The organism is Staphylococcus sp. HMSC034G07, assembly GCF_001835975.1.
Classification (GTDB): Bacteria; Bacillota; Bacilli; order Staphylococcales; family Staphylococcaceae; genus Staphylococcus; species Staphylococcus ureilyticus.
The window spans coordinates 160,890-179,879 of sequence record NZ_KV826609.1; the positions used below are offsets into that span (position 1 = coordinate 160,890).

The window sequence follows — 18,990 nt, forward strand, 5'->3', positions numbered from 1 at the left end:
CAATGAAAGTCAATTTATTATGTGGTGCAAGAAATTTACCAGAAAATATTTTACAAAATAAGGCAAATGAGTCATGGATAGGGATTGACCGAGGTGCATTAATTTTGATTGAATCAGGTATTATGCCTCAATTTGCAGTCGGTGATTTTGATTCAATAACTAAAGAAGAAAAGGATTATTTGGCTGAAAAACTAGCAATTAATCCATATCATTCTGAAAAAGATGACACTGATTTAGCATTGGGTATCGATCAAGCAATCCATTCAGGCTATAGTGAAATATGTGTTTATGGAGCAACCGGTGGGCGTTTAGACCATTTTATGGGTGCATTGCAAATTTTAGAGAAGCCAGAATATACAAAAAAGAAAATTAATATTAAAATCATTGATCAACAAAATGAAATTTCATATTTATCTGCTAAAGATCATTGTGTTGAAAGAGACTTCAATTATCCATATATATCATTCATCCCAATTACATATCCTACAGTTATTTCATTAGCCAATTTTAAATATGAATTGAAGCAAGCATCTTTACAGCTCGGTTCTACGCTGACAATATCTAATGAATTAATAAAACCACGAGGTACTGTTTCTATTTATTCAGGTAGCGTATTAATGATTAAAAGTAAAGATTGATAAATCGTAGCAAAATTAATTATAAACAAAAAAAGACCAATCCTCCACATAAGGATTGGTCTTTTTCGTGCATTATATTTATTAAACTCTAGTTACTTTACCAGATTTTAAAGCACGTGCAGAAACCCAAACTTTTTTAGGTTTTCCGTCTACAAGAATTCTAACTTTTTGAAGGTTAGCATTCCATCTTCTTTTAGAAGAATTTAAAGCGTGTGAACGATTGTTTCCAGTTGAAGCTTTGCGACCTGTTACGAAACATTGTTTGCCCATGAAAGTACCTCCTTTAATAAATATAAATACACATATCTACTACATACTTGAATAATGTACCACATAAAAAAAATAATGGCAATAAAATGAAAAAAATTTCTTTACATAGCTTCTACTTTTGTTACACTCATTTTATGATATAATTGTAAACTATGGATAATATTGTATTTTTTAATCTTAATATAAAGTTTTAAAGTATCAAAATAAAGTGAGAACCATAAACTAGGAGGCCCAATAAAATGACATTAGAAATTACAAATGATTATGGTAGCATAGACATTTCAAACGAAGTAATAGCTTCAGTTGTGGGTAGTAAAGCGGTAGAATGTTATGGCATTGTAGGAATGGCTTCTAGACAACAAGTAAGAGACGGAATTGCTGAAATTTTAGGTTATGAAAATTATGCAAAAGGCATTGTTGTGAGAGAAGAAAATAGTGTGTTGGATGTTGATATGTATATCATTGTAAGTTACGGTACAAAGATATCAGAAGTTGCAAGCAATGTTCAATCAACTGTCAAATATACATTAGAACAAACATTAAAAGTTAAAGTAAATTCAATTAATATATTTGTACAAGGCGTACGAGTGGATAATGGCAAGAAAAACTAGGAGGACATAACGAGATGGTTAGTAAAATAAATGGTAAATTATTTGCCGAAATGATTATTCAAGGGGCACAAAATTTATCTAATCATTCAGATTTAGTAGATTCATTAAATGTATACCCGGTGCCAGATGGGGATACAGGGACAAATATGAACTTAACAATGACATCAGGCAGAGAAGCAGTAGAAGAGAATTTATCACAGCATATTGGCGAGTTAGGTAAAACATTTTCAAAAGGCTTATTAATGGGGGCACGTGGAAATTCTGGCGTTATCTTATCACAGCTTTTTAGAGGATTTAGCAAAAATTTAGAAAGTTTTAGCGAAATTAATGCAGAGCAATTAGCAGAAAGTTTTAAAGCTGGTGTTAACACTGCATATAAAGCAATTATGAAACCCGTAGAAGGCACAATTTTAACTGTTGCTAGAGATGCTGCGGATGCAGGTATACAAAAGGCACAAGAAACAGAAGATTGCATTGAACTTGTGACATATATTATAGAACAAGCCCAAATTTCTTTAGAGAATACGCCTAATTTATTACCTGTATTAAAAGAAGTTGGTGTAGTTGATAGTGGTGGTAAAGGATTAGTTATCGTTTATGAAGGTTTTCTAAAAGCTTTAAAAGGTGAAACTGTAACTGCAGAAACTCCGAAATTAGATACAGAAACTTTAGTGAATGAAGAACATGACTTCCACGGTGTGATTAATACTGAAGATATTGTTTATGGATATTGTACCGAAATGATGGTTCGTTTTGGGGTAAATAAAAAAGTATTCGATGAAGATACTTTTAGAGAAGAAATGAGTCAATTTGGGGATTCATTATTAGTTATTAATGATGATGAAATTGTAAAAGTTCATGTACATACAGAAAAACCTGGCGATGTTTTTAATTACGGACAACAATACGGTGAATTAATTAAATTAAAAGTTGAGAATATGCGAGAACAACATCGTGAAGTTGTAAAAAAAGAACAAAAAGGTGCAAATACACAACAATCTAATCAAGAAACTTCAACAGTAGACACTGCTGTCATCGCTATTTCTATGGGAGAAGGCATATCAGAATTGTTTAAATCCATGGGTGCGACACATTTAATAAGTGGTGGCCAGACAATGAACCCGTCTACTGAAGATATTGTGAAAGTGATTGAACAATCCCAATGTAAACGTGCAATCATCTTGCCAAATAATAAAAATATTATGATGGCGAGTGAACAAGCTGCATCAATTGTAGATGCTGAAGCTATTGTGATTCCTTCGAAATCTATACCACAAGGAATAGCTGCATTATTTAATTATGATGAATCAGACGAATTAATTGATAATAAAGCACGCATGATTGAATCATTAGAAGTGATAACTTCTGGCTCTGTTACTTACGCTGTTAGAGATACCAAAGTCGATGGTGTAGAAATAAAAAAAGATGCATTTATGGGATTAGTTGAGGATAAAATTGTCACAAGCAATGAAGATGAATTTGAGACTGTTAAACAGTTATTGTCTCAAATGATTACGGACGAAAGTGAAATAATCACTATGATTATCGGTGAAGATGCCAATAGTGATATAACATCTAATGTTGAATCCTGGATTGAAACAACGTATCCAGATATTGAAATAGATCAACATCAAGGTGATCAGCCTGTATATCAATATCTGTTTTCTGTGGAATAATGTTAGTTTGTTGATAACGACAAAAATTTCTATCAATATACGTAATTAGGTATGTGTCATATCTGGTTACGTATATTTATTTTGACGCAAAAAAATGGGTGAAGTTAATGTTTAAAGAAGTATATACTAAATAGATGTAAATATCGTAATAATATTCACGGTAAAGAATAATTATTTTCATTATGTTTATATGTGTATTCAATTCACAATAGTGTGCAATTTGTAATAATTTTGAATTAAAAGCAGTACAACTAAAATTAGTTTATAATGTTAACTTAAATTGTTATAATAATAAAGGTGCAAATAAAATGTAAGCGCAACACTTTAGAATGATTAAAAATAAGGGTGGGGTATCCATTATGAAATATAAAACAGTTTTCGATATAATTGGTCCAACAATGGTTGGTCCATCATCTTCACATACAGCAGGTGCAGTCAGAATTGGCTTAGTAGCTAAAGATTTATTTAATCAAATACCAAAACAAGTTGATATATATTTGTATGGGTCATTTATGGAAACATATAAGGGCCATGGTACAGATGTAGCACTTGTGGGTGGCTTATTAGGATATGATACAGACGACGATCGAATCCAAAAAAGTTTAGAGACTGCTGAAGAAATTGGCATGAAAGTGAATTTTATTGAAATGGCAGAAGAACGCTCTCACCCAAACACTGCAATTATTAATATGAGAGACGGAGAAAAAGAAATTTCTGTTGAAGGTGTGTCTATTGGTGGCGGTAAGATAGAAGTTGTTGCAATCAATGGTTTTAGTATTGCAATTAGTGGTAACTATCCAGCACTTTTAGTATTCCATAAAGATACATTTGGTACGATCGGCCGTGTAGCTAATATATTAGGTGATTCCAGTATTAATGTTGGCAGCATGCAAGTTTCAAGAAAAGAAAAAGGTGACCAAGCATTAATGACATGTGAATTAGATGATGCTATCAATGATGAAATAATAGAAAAAATAAAAAACGTCGATGGTGTAGTGACAGTCTCACTCATGGGCGACGCCTAATGGAGGGATATCAATGTTTAAAAGTGTAAAAGAACTCATTGAAAAATGTGAGACAGAAGATAAAAAAATATATGAAGTGATGCTTGAGCAAGAAATGGAAGTTACTGGTTTATCAGAAGAAGAAGTATATGCACATATGGATAAAAATTTACAAACTATGGAAAATGCATTAGATGAAGGCTTAGAAGGCGTAACTTCAACGACTGGTCTAACAGGTGGAGACGCTGTTTTAATAAAAGAATATTTAAAAACAGGTAAATCTTTATCTGGTGCAACATTATTAGATGCTGTGAGCAAAGCAGTAGCAACAAATGAAGTAAATGCAGCAATGGGTAAAATTTGTGCTACACCAACGGCTGGTTCAGCTGGAGTCGTTCCTGGGGTTCTGTTTGGTTTGAAACCACGATTAGAACCTACACGTAAAGATATGTTGAATTTCTTATTAACTTCAGGCGCATTTGGATTTGTTGTAGCAAATAATGCATCGATATCTGGAGCAGCAGGTGGTTGTCAGGCAGAAGTTGGATCGGCCGCAGCTATGGCTGCAGGTGCGACAGTTGAGCTTGCAGGTGGTACACCACAACAATCTTCGGAAGCTTTTGCAATTTGTTTGAAAAATATGCTAGGTTTAGTATGTGACCCTGTAGCTGGATTAGTAGAAGTACCTTGTGTAAAAAGAAATGCAGCTGGGGCATCTAATGCAATCGTCTCAGCCGATATGGCATTAGCAGGTGTAACTTCCAGAATCCCGACAGACGAAGTAATAGAAGCAATGTATAAAATAGGGCAAACGATGCCTTCAGCGTTGCGTGAAACTGGTCGTGGAGGTTTAGCAGGCACACCGACAGGACAGCGTTTAAAACAAGAAATATTTGGTGATTAAAATGTCAAAAGTCAATTTAATAGAAAGCCCATTTCCATTATCACAAATCAAGGGTTTAGGTCCTAAGCGGTTAGTGGTATTAAATGAATTGAACATTTATACAGTAGAAGATTTAATCTTATATTTACCAACGCGTTATGAAGACAATACTGTAGTTGACTTGAATGAAGAAGAAGATCAAGCGATGGTGACTGTTGTTGGGGAAGTATACTCAACACCCACTGTCGCTTTTTTTGGTAGGAATAAATCTAAGTTGACAGTTCATTTAATGGTTAACAATATTGCTGTAAAATGTGTATTTTTTAATCAACCTTACTTGAAAAAGAAACTAGAACTACACCAAACGGTTACGATTAAAGGAAAATGGAATAGAAATAAGCAAGAAATTAACGGAAATCGAATGTTTTTTAATCAACCAGCAATGGAAGATGTACAATTTGAACCCATTTATCGAATTAAAGAAGGGATAAAGCAAAAACCATTACGTGATATGATTAGGCAAGTTTTAGAACATGTTACGATTCACGAATGGATATCAGATTCATTGAGAGAAAAATATAAATTAGAAACACTAGAAGATACAATCAAAACATTACACCTTGCACCGGACAAAACTTCATTGCTCAAAGCGAGAAGAACTTACGCATTTATTGAATTATTTATGTTTGAACTTAGAATGCAATGGCTAAATAGGTTGGAAAAAATATCAGATGACGCAATCGAAATTGATTATGATATTCAATTAGTAAGAAATTTTATATCATGTTTACCATTTGAATTAACTGATGCACAAAAGCAAAGTGTAAACGAGATATTTAGAGATTTAAAAGCGCCTATTCGCATGCATAGATTGTTACAAGGTGATGTTGGATCAGGAAAAACAGTCGTAGCTGCAATTTGTATGTATGCATTAAAAACAGCAGGTTATCAATCTGCTTTAATGGTACCTACTGAAATACTTGCAGAACAGCATGCTGAAAGTCTTGCAGAAATCTTTGGTGACAGAATGAACATTGCTTTACTTACAGGTTCAGTAAAAGGGAAAAAACGCAAAATTTTGTTGGAACAGCTCGAGCAAAATGAGATAGATTGTATTATTGGTACACATGCGCTTATTCAAGATGACGTTGTCTTTAATAATGTGGGCCTTGTAATTACAGATGAACAGCATCGTTTTGGTGTCAATCAACGACAATTGCTGAGAGAAAAAGGCGCGATGACAAACGTTTTGTTTATGACAGCGACACCTATTCCACGCACATTAGCAATTTCTGTTTTTGGAGAAATGGATGTATCCTCAATCAAACAGTTACCAAAGGGTAGGAAACCTATTATAACCTCTTGGTCTAAACATGAAGCATATGAAAGTGTATTACAACAAATGTCTGCTGAATTAAAAAAAGGTAGGCAAGCATATGTGATTTGTCCATTGATAGAAAGTTCAGAGCATTTAGAAGATGTACAAAATGTAGTTGAATTGTTCGAATCTTTACAAGCCTATTATGGTAAAGGAAAAGTTGGACTACTTCATGGTAAATTAACCTCAGAAGAAAAAGATCAAGTGATGCAACAATTTAGTAATCATGAAATTGATATATTGGTGTCAACGACAGTGGTAGAAGTAGGAGTTAACGTTCCTAATGCAACATTTATGATGATATATGATGCGGATCGATTTGGATTATCAACTTTACATCAATTAAGAGGACGTGTTGGTAGAAGTGAACACCAAAGCTATTGTGTATTAATTGCTTCACCTAAAACTGAAACAGGGATAGAACGTATGAATGTAATGACACAAACAACAGATGGTTTTGAATTAAGTGAACGTGATTTAGAAATGAGAGGACCTGGTGATTTCTTTGGTGTGAAACAAAGTGGGTTACCTGACTTTTTAGTAGCGAATGTTGTTGAAGATTATAAAATGTTAGAAGTAGCGAGAGATGAGGCAGCAGAATTAATTCAATCCGGTGCATTTTTTGAAGATGAGTATCAAAGATTAAGAACATTTGTAGAAGATAATTTACTATATACTAGTTTTGATTAACAAAAACAGCAATTTAGCGTGTCATTTGCTAAACTGCTGTTTTTTTATATTTACGAGCCTACACCTACTTTAGTCCATGCTTGTGCTACAGATTGTGATTCGTTACTATTATGGCCATATAATTCATCTGCTGCTTGTTTTAAGGCAATTTTGGCATCAGAAAATTCAGCATTGGACGTCAAATATTGAGTTAATGCGAGATAGTATATTTGCTCAGCTTTTTCTTTACCAATTGATTGTATCGTTAGATATGCAGCTTTGTTTGGAATACCACTATTAATATGGACACCACCATTATCTTCATCACCAGTATAAAATTGATCCATATGTGCTGGTTGATCATATTTTTCTGGATCTTTTAAACTTCTTAAAGCGTCACCATCTTGATTGGGAGTATATACATCTTCACCCATCAGCCAGTTATCAGGGTCAATAAAATACCCAAATACATCTGAGAAAGATTCGTTGAGTGCACCAGATTGATTTACATATTCTAAATTAGCAGTTCTTTCAGTTACCGCATGTGTTAATTCATGAGCAACAATATCTTTAGCGCCTGATAAGGGATTAAATGTTTGACCATCACCGTCACCGTAAACCATATATTGTCCGGTCCATGCTGCATTATTATAGTTCTTATCAAAATGGACAACTGAATTAATATCAGCAGCATTATCGTCGTAACTATTTCTATCGTGTGTATTTAAATAATAATCATAAACTGCTTTTGCGTAATAGTGTGCATCGACGCCAGGACGTTGTTGTTTTTTATCAAAATATTTTGAATCATTTATGATAGGAGAAAATTGATCAGTGGTTCCATTGGCACTTTCAGTATTAATATGTGCATCTGTCGTTGTATCATTTAAAGTATATTGTCCATTGTTGCTAGATACATTAAGTGGTGATTTTTTATCACCATTCACTCCGATACCAGAGCCTTTTTCTAAAGCGTGTTCAATCACATTTTGTTTTTTTAATATCTCCCCAGTGCTAGCATCAACTTGTATTTGCCAATGTGCAGGCTTAGGAGATATGTAATTTAATTCTATATTATATATATATCTTTCTTTTTTACTATTAACATCTAGTTTGTTTTTAGACACTACTTTAAAGCCATCGATGTTTGTAACGTCATTGCTTTTTTTACCAATTGCTTTAAAGGCTAATTTTTCTGCTTGGGAAGAAGATAGTTTCACCGTATTATTAACGTCGATATGTTGTCTGTGTATATGACCATTGATAAGTGATACGTTTCCATCAGAGTTCACATGGACTTTAATTGTGCTATCATTAGCTAAAATATGATTGATTTTTGGTTTTAATTCATAATGTTTAACACCAGTTGAATCAACACTGCTATTGATTACTTTGTATTGTTTAAATGCATTTTTATTAATAGATTCTGTTTTAGTTTTATTTGTATTGAGCACAGATGTAGCGTTGTTTTGTAGGAAATGTTCTACATCTATTTTATTGGAAATTTTTGTTTCAGTTGAAGTTTCTAAGTTTTCAGGAAGGATACTATTGATTTCTTTTGCGTTACTCTGAGTGGAAAAAGCTGCAAAAAATGTTGCAGATAGCAATGCATTGGTCACTACTTTTTTCAATGTTTACAACCCCTTTGAATTGGAATGAATAATCTATGTATTTCTGAACATTTTTTAATAGTTAAGTGTTTTAAAAACGATAAATTTTATTTTTATATAATTTAACATATTATTATTAAAAGTTATATATTAACTTTAAAAACTTTTTTTGCTTTGGTTATAAAAGTGTTCAGCTTTAACTCAATATAATGGAGAAAGTCTTATGTTTTTAGTTGAGCAATTGAAATAGAAAGTGTTATGATATGTTAGGAATGTTTAAGACTTGGTACTAAAATTAGGGAGTAGTAAACTATGAAGTTAAAAAAACAAGAACGTCGTGAAGCGATAAAAAAAGAAATAGAAAAAAATCCCTTTATTACTGATCTTGATTTAAGCAGTCTTTTTTCAGTCAGTATCCAAACAATAAGGTTGGATCGTACACACTTAAATATTCCTGAATTGAGAAAAAGAATAAAATCCGTTGCGAGAAAAAATCACGAAAGTATTCGATCTATTGATGGAAGTGAAATCATAGGTGATGTGATTAACGTTGAACCAGATCATCAAGCAACATCTCTGATTAATATTGATGAAGATTCAGTATTTACAAGAAATAAGATTGCCAGAGGTCATGTGTTGTTTGCACAGGCCAATTCATTATGTGTGGCACTTATACATAAACCAGTCGTTTTAACTAAAGAAAGTAATGTTTCATTTTTAAAACAAGTTAAATTAAACGATACAGTACGTGCTGAAGCACAAGCTGTCGAAATAACGAATAAATATTTTAAGATAAAAGTAAATTCGTATGTCAAAGATACTTTAGTATTTAGAGGTACATTCAAAATGTATTATACAAGTGAGGATGAACAAAATGGTTAAAATAGCTATCGACATGATGGGTGGCGATGACGCACCTGGCATCGTTTTAGAAGCTGTTGAAAAAGCGGTCAATGATTTTAAAGATTTAGAAATTATATTATTTGGAGACCAAAATAAATGTAATATTAATCACGAAAGAGTGGAAGTACGTCACTGTACAGAAGCGATAACGATGGAAGATGAACCTGTAAGAGCAATTAAACGGAAAAAAAATAGTTCGATGGTGCGCATGGCTGAAGCAGTAAAATCTGGTGAAGCGGATGGATGTGTATCAGCCGGTAATACAGGTGCATTAATGTCTGCAGGACTATTTATTGTTGGTAGAATTAAAGGTGTAGAAAGACCAGCATTAGTGCTTACTTTACCTACTGTATCAGGTAAAGGTTTTGTATTTATGGATGTCGGTGCAAATGCGGATGCTAAAGCAGAACACTTATTGCAATATGCACAATTAGGCAATATTTACGCACAAAAAATACGTAATATTGAACAACCTTCTGTAGCATTGCTTAATATAGGAACTGAAGCAGCTAAAGGAAATACATTAACTAAAAAAGCGTTTAATTTAATGGATGAACAACAAGAATTTCATTTTGCTGGTAATGTAGAAGCGAAAGTATTAATGGATGATGCTGCAGATGTCGTTGTCACAGATGGCTATACTGGTAACATGATCCTAAAAAATCTAGAAGGTGTAGCAAAATCTATAGGAAAAATGTTGAAATCTACACTTTTAAGTAGTTTAAAAAATAAATTAGCAGCGTTAGTCTTACGCAAAGATTTAAATGAGTTAACTACAAAAATGGACTATGCAGAATATGGTGGTTCAGTTTTACTAGGATTGAATGGTATCGTTGTAAAAGCACATGGTAGTTCTAATGCCAAGGCATTTTATTCAGCAATTCGTCAAGCTAAGGTTGCTGGAGAATTAAATATAGTAGATACAATGAGAGAAACGGTGGGGTCAAAAAATGGGTAAAACAGCGATTATTTTTCCTGGACAAGGGTCACAAAAAGTAGGCATGGCTAGTGATTTGTTTAATGAAAGTGATGCCGCAACATCAATTTTAAATGAAGCACAAGCACAATTGGATTTTGATATCTTAGAAACAATGTTTGAAGATGCCGAAGGTAAATTAGGCCAAACTGAAAATACACAACCAGCATTACTTACACATAGTACCGCTTTATTAATGGCATTAAAACAAATTGATGCAGATTATACAATGGGTCATAGCTTAGGTGAGTACGCGAGTCTAGTAGCGAGTGGCGTATTAAAGTTTGAGGACGCGGTAAAAATAGTTCGTAAACGTGGACAATTGATGGCAGCAGCTTTTCCTGATGGTGTTGGTAGCATGGCAGCTGTCCTGGGTTTAAATTACAGTGAAGTTGATGACATTTGCAAACAACTTTCAACAGAAGACGAAGTCATAGAACCTGCTAATATCAATGCACCTGGACAAATTGTGGTTTCAGGGCATAAAACATTAATAGATCAACTTGTTGCTGAAGGAAAATCTTTGGGTGCTAAACGCGTCATGCCTTTAGCCGTTTCTGGTCCTTTCCATTCATCCATGATGCAAGTTATTGAATCGGACTTTGCAAATTATATCGAACAATTTGAATGGAACGACGCCAATTATCCAGTGGTACAAAATGTAAATGCTAAAGGTGAAACAGATGCTAAAGAAATTAAAGAGAATATGATTAAACAATTATACTCTCCGGTTCAATTTATAGATTCTGTGACATGGCTACTTGATCAAGGTGTCGACCATTTTATTGAAATTGGACCAGGTAAAGTACTTTCAGGATTAATAAAAAAAATAAATAGAGATGTTAAGCTTACTTCAATTCAAACATTAGAAGACGTAAAAGGGTGGAATGAAAATGACTAAAAATGCATTAGTAACTGGAGCATCTAGAGGTATTGGTCGTAGTATAGCAATTCAGTTAGCTGAAGAAGGTTATAACGTAGCAGTAAACTATGCAGGTAATAGAGAAAAAGCAGAGGCTGTAGTAGAAGAAGTGAAAGCTAAAGGTGTAGAAAGCTTAGCAATTCAAGCTAATGTTGCCAATGGCGATGAAGTAAAAGCAATGATTAAAGAAGTAGTAAACCAATTTGGTACAGTCGATGTATTAGTCAATAATGCAGGTATTACTAGAGATAATTTATTGATGCGTATGAAAGAAAGTGAATGGGATGACGTTATCGACACTAATTTAAAAGGTGTGTTTAACTGTATTCAAAAGGTTACACCACAAATGTTAAGACAAAAAAGTGGGTCAATCATCAATTTATCTAGTGTAGTTGGTGCAGTAGGAAATCCAGGCCAAGCTAATTATGTTGCAACAAAAGCAGGCGTTATTGGATTGACTAAATCTGCTGCGAAAGAATTAGCTTCAAGAAATATCACAGTTAATGCCGTTGCACCAGGATTTATTGTATCTGACATGACAGATGCATTATCAGATGATTTAAAAGATCAAATGTTGCAACAAATTCCATTAGCAAGATTCGGAGAAGACACTGATATTGCAAATACAGTAGCATTTTTAGCTTCAGACAAAGCAAAATATATTACTGGTCAAACAATACATGTCAATGGTGGTATGTTTATGGAATAGTGTAACTGTACGGACATACCATTTTGAACATGACTTGATATGACTTATGGATGTATGTCATGCTCTAAGTATGTAATTCATTGAAATACTACTTGTATTTCAATCGATAAAATGGGAAAATATAAAAGTCTATCATAGGCTTTTAAAAGGAGGTGAATCGACGTGGAAAACTTCGACAAAGTAAAAGATATCATCGTTGACCGTTTAGGTGTTGACGCTGAAAAAGTAACTCAAGATGCATCTTTCAAAGATGATTTAGGCGCTGACTCACTTGATATTGCTGAATTAGTTATGGAATTAGAAGACGAATTTGGTACTGAAATTCCAGATGAAGAAGCTGAAAAAATCAACACTGTTGGTGATGCAGTTAACTTTATCAATAGTATGGAAAAATAATAAACAAATATCTGAGTCGTGGATTTTACGGCTCAGATTTTTTCTATTAAAAAGCAGTTAACTTTAGTAATCATATCAATAGTAATCGTTAAAGAGGATTAATGTAATATAAATGATAAAATGAATGTATGATTAGCAGTTTTCCCTTTAGTTTTATAATAAATTCACGTAAAATATAAAGGCATAAGTATATAAAAAATTACTTTAAATTGAGGTGGAAAAGTATTGACGAATCATAAAAAAAAGGAAATGGTTAATGCATTCCAAGAAAAGTTTTCAAAAAAAATGCAAGAATTAAATTTGAATTTTAATAAAGTGAATTTATATCAACAAGCATTTTCACATTCGAGCTTTATCAATGATTTCAATATGGATAGATTAGATCATAATGAACGTTTAGAATTTTTAGGAGATGCGGTATTAGAATTGACGGTTTCACGCTATTTGTTTGACAAATATCCAGAGTTACCAGAAGGTAATTTAACGAAAATGCGTGCGACAATTGTTTGTGAGCCTTCACTTGTAATATTCGCGAATAAAATTGCATTACACGAACTTATCTTGTTAGGTAAAGGAGAAGAAAAAACAGGTGGTAGAACAAGACCCTCACTTGTATCAGATGCATTTGAAGCTTTTGTAGGTGCACTGTATTTGGACCAAGGCCTAACCGCTGTTTGGAAATTTGCTGAAAATGTGATTTTTCCATTTGTGGAAGACGATAAACTGGATGGTGTCGTCGACTTTAAAACACAGTTTCAAGAATATGTGCATCAGCAAAACAAAGGTGACGTTACTTATCGTTTAATCAATGAAGAAGGTCCTGCACATCATCGTTTATTTACGTCGGAAGTGATTTTAGAAAACAAGCCGGTTGCGATAGGCAAAGGCAAAACGAAAAAAGAATCAGAGCAACAAGCAGCAGAAAGTGCTTATAAACTCTTGAAAAATAAAGAGGTTTAATGTCAGTTCCATCGTATATTGTGGTGTAGCTTACAGACGATTTAGCGCATGTTGGACGAAAATGTAAATAATTTAAGATGCGTTAATGAATGATGTGAAAGCATTTCTAATAGATGAGTTAATAAAGCATGTAATCATTGCAAGTCGCTGTGACAAATTTATTGATGCACTAATCATATTGAAGCGAGAGCATGAACGTATTTGCATTACGTTGTTTTTATCTCGCATCTGAGAAACACTTTAAAGGAGAATAGCATGGTATATTTGAAATCTATTGATGCCTTTGGATTTAAATCATTTGCTGAACATACAAATGTACAGTTTGATGAAGGTGTCACGGCAATAGTAGGACCTAATGGTAGTGGTAAGAGTAATATTACAGATGCAATTAAGTGGGTTTTAGGTGAACAATCTGCTAAATCATTACGTGGCGCAAAAATGGAAGATATTATTTTTTCTGGTGCAGAACATAGAAAAGCTCAAAATTTTGCTGAAGTAAAATTAAAATTAGATAATAGTTCAGGTAAATTAAATGTTGATACAGAAGAACTCGTAGTCACACGTCGTTTATATAGAAGCGGGGAAAGTGAATATTATTTAAATAATGACCGATCACGACTTAAAGATATTATAGAACTATTTTTAGATTCAGGATTAGGAAAAGAAGCATTCAGTATAATATCTCAAGGTCGCGTAGATGAAATTCTTAATGCAAAGCCAATTGATAGAAGGCAAATATTGGAAGAATCTGCAGGTGTACTAAAATATAAAAAAAGAAAGGCAACTTCTGTGCAAAAATTAGATCAAACAGAAGATAACCTGACGCGTGTAGAAGATATCTTATTTGATTTAGAAGGTCGAGTCGAACCATTACGTGAAGAAGCTGCAATAGCAAAAGAATATAAACATCTGTCTAGTGAAATGGAAAAAAGTGATGTGTTGGTCACTGTTTATGATATTGGACAATATAATCAAAATATTTATGAACTAGACGAAAATCTCAATCGCTTAAAAAGTCAACAAGCTTCAAAAGATGCGGAAAAGGCACAGCATACACAATCATTAAATCAATATAAATCTGAACGGCAACAATTAGATGAAACGATAGAATCTTTAAATTTTAAACTTGTTAAAGCGACTGAAGAAGTTGAAAAATTTGCTGGACAATTGAATGTGTTGGAAGAACGTAAGAAGAATCAATCGCAAACCAATGCACGATTTGAAGAAGAACAAGAAAGCATAGAGACACAAGTGACAAATTTAAAGCAAGAGCAATCAGAAGTAAAAGAACAAATCAAACAGTTAAAAACGAAACAAAATGATCTAAATGAAGAGATACAACAATATGAATCACAACTTTATGTGTCCGATGAACAACATGATGAAAAGTTAGAATCAATAAAAGATGAATACTATCAACTCATGTCAGAACAATCAGATGTCAATAATGATATACGCTTTTTAGAGCATACAATTCAAGAAAATGAAACAAAGCAATCACGTTTAGATTCACGCTTGCTTGATGCCTATAAGGAATTAAAAAATATTCAAACTCAAATCACTGAAACAGAGAAACAAAGTTCAATCGCAAAAAAAGAGTTGAAAAAAGCAGAAAGTGATTTAGCATCTTATGAAAAAAAACTAACGCAACTTAAAAATCAACAAAATGAATACGAAGAGAAATTACATCAAGCATACAGATTTAATGAAAAATTAAAATCACGTATTGATAGTTTAGCAACACAACAAGAAGAATATAGTTATTTTTTCAATGGTGTAAAACACATATTGAAAATGAAAGATAATAAACTTTCTGGCATCCGTGGTGCAGTAGCAGAAGTTATCCAAGTACCTTCGAATTTAACGAAAGCGATTGAAACTGCATTAGGTGCTTCGCTACAACATATCATCGTGGATTCTGAAAAAGATGGTCGTCAAGCAATACAATATTTAAAACAAAATGGTCTAGGAAGAGCTACATTTTTACCATTAAACGTCATTCAACCTCGTAATATTGCCAGCGATATTTTGAAGATAGCTAATAGTTCAATTGGTTTTGTGAACGTTGCTTCAAGTGCGATACAAGTTGAAAATGATTATAAACATGTGATTCAAAATTTATTAGGCAATACAATAATTGTAGACAACTTAAAAAATGCTAACGAATTAGCTAGAAAAATTCGGTATCGAACACGTATCGTAACGTTAGAGGGAGATATTGTAAATCCAGGAGGTTCCATGACTGGTGGTGGTGATCGTAAAACTAAGAGCATTTTATCTCAAAAAGATGAGCTCTCAACAATGCGTGCGCAATTAGAAGATTATCAGCAACAAACTGTTTCATTTGAAAAACAATTTCAAGCAATTAAAGAAGAAGCCGATGCGTTAAGTAATACTTATTTCGATACGAGTCAAAGTTATAATACGATAAAACAAAACGTACATAAATTTGACTTAGAATTAGATAGATTACGTAAACAAGAAACACATTTAAAAAATGAGCATGAAGAATTTGAATTTGAGAAAAATGATGGTTACCAAAGTGAAACAAGTAAGCAAACCTTAAATGACAAAAAAGCGCAATTAGCAACAATCCAAGCGCAATTGCAAAAATTAGAAGAAGATATTAATATCTATACAAAATTATCAAAAGAAGGTAAAGAGAGTACAACGTTAATACAACAAAAATTACATCAAAAACAATCTGATTTAGCAGTAGTTAAAGAAAGATTAAGTACTCAAAAGCAAACGGAAACAAGGTTAACGCATCAACTTAAACAATTAAAAGAGCAAAAACAAAAATTGAGTGAGCAAATTGAATTATTTAATTCGGATGAGATAACTGGTGAAAAAGCTTTCGAAACGATTCAAAATAATATTGAACAAAGTAAAAGTAATAAAGCGCAATTAACAGAAGACTTGGCTACTATTAAATCACAACGCCAAACTTTGAATGATACAATTGAGACAACAGAGCGTAAGTTGGAAGAAGCAAATCAAGATATTTTATCGATTGAAAATCGTTACCAAGATATTAAAGCAGAACAATCTCGTTTAGATGTGCTAATCAATCATGCGATAGACCATTTGAGCGAGCAGTATCATCTTACTTATGAACGGGCAAGTGAATTATATACACTAGAAGAGGATATTGACAGTTTACGAAAAAAAGTAAAATTAACCAAAATGTCTATAGAAGAATTAGGCCCCGTAAATTTAAATGCAATTGAACAATTTGAAGAAATCAACGAACGCTATACATTCTTGAATGAACAACGTGCTGATTTAAGAGCAGCCAAAGCGACGTTAGAACAATTAATAGAAGAAATGGATAATGAAGTGAAAGAACGATTTAAAGAAACTTTTCACGCTGTACAAGGTCATTTTTCTGAAGTATTTAAATCACTATTCGGTGGAGGACAAGCAGAGTTGCGCTTGACAGATGATGATTATTTATCAGCAGGGGTAGATATTATTGTTCAACCACCAGGTAAGAAACTGCAAAACCTATCACTATTAAGTGGTGGGGAACGTGCTTTGAGTGCAATTGCTTTGTTGTTCGCTATTTTAAAAGTGAGATCGGCACCATTTGTCATTTTAGATGAAGTAGAAGCAGCTTTAGACGAAGCCAATGTTATACGTTATGCACAATATTTAAAAGCATTATCAAACCAAACTCAATTTATTGTCATTACACATCGTAAGGGTACAATGGAATTTTCTGATCGCTTATACGGTGTAACGATGCAAGAGTCAGGTGTATCAAAATTAGTAAGTGTCAATTTAAATACGATTGATGAAGTCATTAAGGAGGAACAAGTATGAGCTTTTTCAAACGACTAAAAGATAAATTCACAACGTCTGCAGAAAATCAAAAACCAGACGAATTAGAACAAGAACAACAATCTGAATTAGATGTAGATCAACCTCAATCATCCGAAGCACCTAAGGAAAAAACAAAGCAGCCAAAAAAATTAAAAGAAGCTGATTTTGATGACGATGGATTAATTTCAATTGAGGACTTTGAAGAAATTGAAGCGCAACAACTTGGTGCAAAATTTAGAGCTGGATTAGAAAAATCACGTGAAAATTTCCAAGAGCAGTTAAACAATTTAATTGCACGTTATCGTAAAGTTGATGAAGATTTCTTTGAAGCACTGGAAGAAATGTTAATAACTGCAGATGTTGGTTTTAACACAGTGATGGAACTCGTAGAAGAATTACGTACCGAAGCACAACGTCGTAATATTTCAGAAACTGAAGATTTGCGAGAAGTTATCGTAGAAAAAATTGTAGAAATCTATCATCAAGACGATGAACACTCAGAAATTATGAACATTGAAAATGAAGGGTTAAATGTCATTTTAATGGTAGGTGTCAATGGTGTGGGCAAAACGACAACAATTGGTAAATTAGCACATCGCTACCAAGCTGAAGGTAAGAAAGTGATGCTAGCAGCTGGTGATACTTTTAGAGCTGGTGCTATTGAACAACTCAAAATTTGGGGAGAGCGTGTTGGCGTAGAAGTAATGAGTCAAAAAGAAGGTTCGGATCCTGCAGCGGTTATGTATGATGCCATTAATGCAGCTAAAAGTAAGGGTGTAGATATTTTAATATGTGATACTGCTGGCCGTTTACAAAACAAATCTAATTTGATGAATGAACTAGAAAAAGTAAAACGTGTGATAGGTAGAGCAGTACCTGAAGCGCCTCATGAAGTCCTACTTTGTTTAGATGCTACTACTGGACAAAATGCCTTGTCCCAAGCTAAATCATTCAAAGAGGTTACGAATGTGACTGGTATTGTATTAACTAAACTGGATGGTACTGCAAAAGGCGGTATCGTTTTAGCGATACGTAATGAATTAAAAATACCAGTTAAATATGTTGGTTTAGGTGAAAAATTAGATGATTTACAACCATTTAATCCAGAAAGCTATGTATATGGACTGTTTGCTGATATGATTGAACAAAATGTTGATGATTCAAATGCAGCGGATGATCATACAGATAGCACGGATGTACAGAATGAAGGCCATACAGATGACACAAAATGATTTAATTAAGACTATACGTATGAATTATTTATTTGATTTTTATCAATCATTATTAACGGAAAAACAACGTAACTATCTAGAACTATTTTATCTACAAGATTATTCTTTAAGTGAGATTGCAGATACGTTTGATGTGAGCCGCCAAGCAGTGTATGATAACATAAGAAGAACTGGTGATTTAGTAGAAGATTATGAAATGAAACTAGGCCTTTATCAAAATTTTGAAAAACGACAAAACATATATGAAGCGATCAAAAAGCATATTGATGAGCCAGAAATAATTAAACAGTATCTTCAAACGCTTGAAGATTTGGAATAATTGAGAGTA

The 18,990-nt window shown here is 33.2% G+C and carries 17 protein-coding genes; 15 read left to right on the forward strand and 2 right to left on the reverse strand.

Features of this window, described 5'->3' with window-relative positions; genetic code table 11:
- The first annotated feature begins 2 nt into the window (after positions 1 to 2).
- Entirely contained in the window at positions 3 to 638 is a 636-nt protein-coding gene (locus HMPREF2586_RS08840; protein WP_064209050.1) for a thiamine diphosphokinase, read from the forward strand.
- 81 nt (positions 639 to 719) lie between these two features.
- Here HMPREF2586_RS08840 and rpmB read toward each other — a convergent pair whose 3' ends face one another.
- Positions 720 to 908: a 50S ribosomal protein L28 gene (rpmB, locus tag HMPREF2586_RS08845; RefSeq protein ID WP_002483503.1), complete on the reverse strand. Its 189-nt coding sequence runs from the start codon at positions 906 to 908 to the stop codon at positions 720 to 722.
- Between the two features lie 239 nt (positions 909 to 1,147).
- Between rpmB and HMPREF2586_RS08850 the strand changes: the two genes are divergently transcribed.
- The 5 genes from HMPREF2586_RS08850 to recG all read left to right on the forward strand — a co-directional run bounded on the left by HMPREF2586_RS08850 (position 1,148) and on the right by recG (position 7,150).
- Positions 1,148 to 1,519 carry an Asp23/Gls24 family envelope stress response protein gene (locus HMPREF2586_RS08850; RefSeq protein ID WP_019467949.1) on the forward strand — a complete coding sequence of 124 codons (372 nt, stop codon included), beginning with the start codon at positions 1,148 to 1,150 and terminating at the stop codon, positions 1,517 to 1,519.
- A 14-nt stretch (positions 1,520 to 1,533) separates the two neighbouring features.
- Positions 1,534 to 3,195 (forward strand): fatty acid kinase catalytic subunit FakA, encoded by a 1,662-nt coding sequence (fakA, locus tag HMPREF2586_RS08855; RefSeq protein ID WP_070658409.1) that lies wholly within the window; start codon positions 1,534 to 1,536, stop codon positions 3,193 to 3,195.
- A gap of 359 nt (positions 3,196 to 3,554) precedes the next feature.
- Complete coding sequence (gene sdaAB / locus HMPREF2586_RS08860; RefSeq protein WP_046208668.1) at positions 3,555 to 4,220, forward strand: L-serine ammonia-lyase, iron-sulfur-dependent subunit beta; 666 nt, start codon at positions 3,555 to 3,557, stop codon at positions 4,218 to 4,220.
- Positions 4,221 to 4,233: 13 nt separating this feature from the next.
- Positions 4,234 to 5,103, forward strand: a complete 870-nt coding sequence (sdaAA, locus tag HMPREF2586_RS08865) for an L-serine ammonia-lyase, iron-sulfur-dependent, subunit alpha (protein WP_046208667.1) — start codon at positions 4,234 to 4,236, stop codon at positions 5,101 to 5,103.
- A gap of 1 nt (position 5,104) precedes the next feature.
- Positions 5,105 to 7,150, forward strand: coding sequence for an ATP-dependent DNA helicase RecG (gene recG, locus HMPREF2586_RS08870; protein ID WP_070658410.1), 2,046 nt, complete (start codon positions 5,105 to 5,107; stop codon positions 7,148 to 7,150).
- A gap of 50 nt (positions 7,151 to 7,200) precedes the next feature.
- Here recG and HMPREF2586_RS08875 read toward each other — a convergent pair whose 3' ends face one another.
- On the reverse strand, positions 7,201 to 8,760 hold the full coding sequence (locus HMPREF2586_RS08875) for a M4 family metallopeptidase (RefSeq protein ID WP_046208665.1): 1,560 nt from the start codon (positions 8,758 to 8,760) through the stop codon (positions 7,201 to 7,203).
- 291 nt (positions 8,761 to 9,051) lie between these two features.
- Here HMPREF2586_RS08875 and fapR point away from each other — a divergent pair, with 291 nt between their 5' ends.
- The 9 genes from fapR (at position 9,052) to HMPREF2586_RS08920 (ending at position 18,981) form a co-directional block, all read left to right on the forward strand.
- Positions 9,052 to 9,621, forward strand: coding sequence for a transcription factor FapR (gene fapR / locus HMPREF2586_RS08880; protein ID WP_046208664.1), 570 nt, complete (start codon positions 9,052 to 9,054; stop codon positions 9,619 to 9,621).
- Positions 9,614 to 10,600 carry a phosphate acyltransferase PlsX gene (gene plsX, locus HMPREF2586_RS08885; RefSeq protein WP_046208663.1) on the forward strand — a complete coding sequence of 329 codons (987 nt, stop codon included), beginning with the start codon at positions 9,614 to 9,616 and terminating at the stop codon, positions 10,598 to 10,600. The genes fapR and plsX overlap by 8 nt, the downstream gene beginning before the upstream one ends.
- Entirely contained in the window at positions 10,593 to 11,519 is a 927-nt protein-coding gene (gene fabD, locus HMPREF2586_RS08890) for an ACP S-malonyltransferase (protein WP_046208662.1), read from the forward strand. Before plsX ends, fabD begins: the two co-directional genes overlap by 8 nt.
- Positions 11,512 to 12,249 carry a 3-oxoacyl-[acyl-carrier-protein] reductase gene (fabG, locus tag HMPREF2586_RS08895; protein ID WP_046208661.1) on the forward strand — a complete coding sequence of 246 codons (738 nt, stop codon included), beginning with the start codon at positions 11,512 to 11,514 and terminating at the stop codon, positions 12,247 to 12,249. The genes fabD and fabG overlap by 8 nt, the downstream gene beginning before the upstream one ends.
- 162 nt (positions 12,250 to 12,411) lie before the next feature.
- Positions 12,412 to 12,645 (forward strand): acyl carrier protein, encoded by a 234-nt coding sequence (locus tag HMPREF2586_RS08900; RefSeq protein WP_019467939.1) that lies wholly within the window; start codon positions 12,412 to 12,414, stop codon positions 12,643 to 12,645.
- A 249-nt stretch (positions 12,646 to 12,894) separates the two neighbouring features.
- Entirely contained in the window at positions 12,895 to 13,605 is a 711-nt protein-coding gene (gene rnc / locus HMPREF2586_RS08905) for a ribonuclease III (protein ID WP_371090939.1), read from the forward strand.
- A gap of 255 nt (positions 13,606 to 13,860) precedes the next feature.
- The gene (gene smc / locus HMPREF2586_RS08910; protein WP_070658413.1) at positions 13,861 to 17,430 is read left to right on the forward strand and encodes a chromosome segregation protein SMC; all 3,570 of its coding nucleotides are present in this window, start codon (positions 13,861 to 13,863) and stop codon (positions 17,428 to 17,430) included.
- Positions 17,427 to 18,662, forward strand: coding sequence for a signal recognition particle-docking protein FtsY (gene ftsY / locus HMPREF2586_RS08915; RefSeq protein WP_070037893.1), 1,236 nt, complete (start codon positions 17,427 to 17,429; stop codon positions 18,660 to 18,662). Before smc ends, ftsY begins: the two co-directional genes overlap by 4 nt.
- Complete coding sequence (locus tag HMPREF2586_RS08920) at positions 18,649 to 18,981, forward strand: putative DNA-binding protein (protein WP_046208657.1); 333 nt, start codon at positions 18,649 to 18,651, stop codon at positions 18,979 to 18,981. Before ftsY ends, HMPREF2586_RS08920 begins: the two co-directional genes overlap by 14 nt.
- The last annotated feature ends 9 nt before the right edge of the window (positions 18,982 to 18,990 follow it).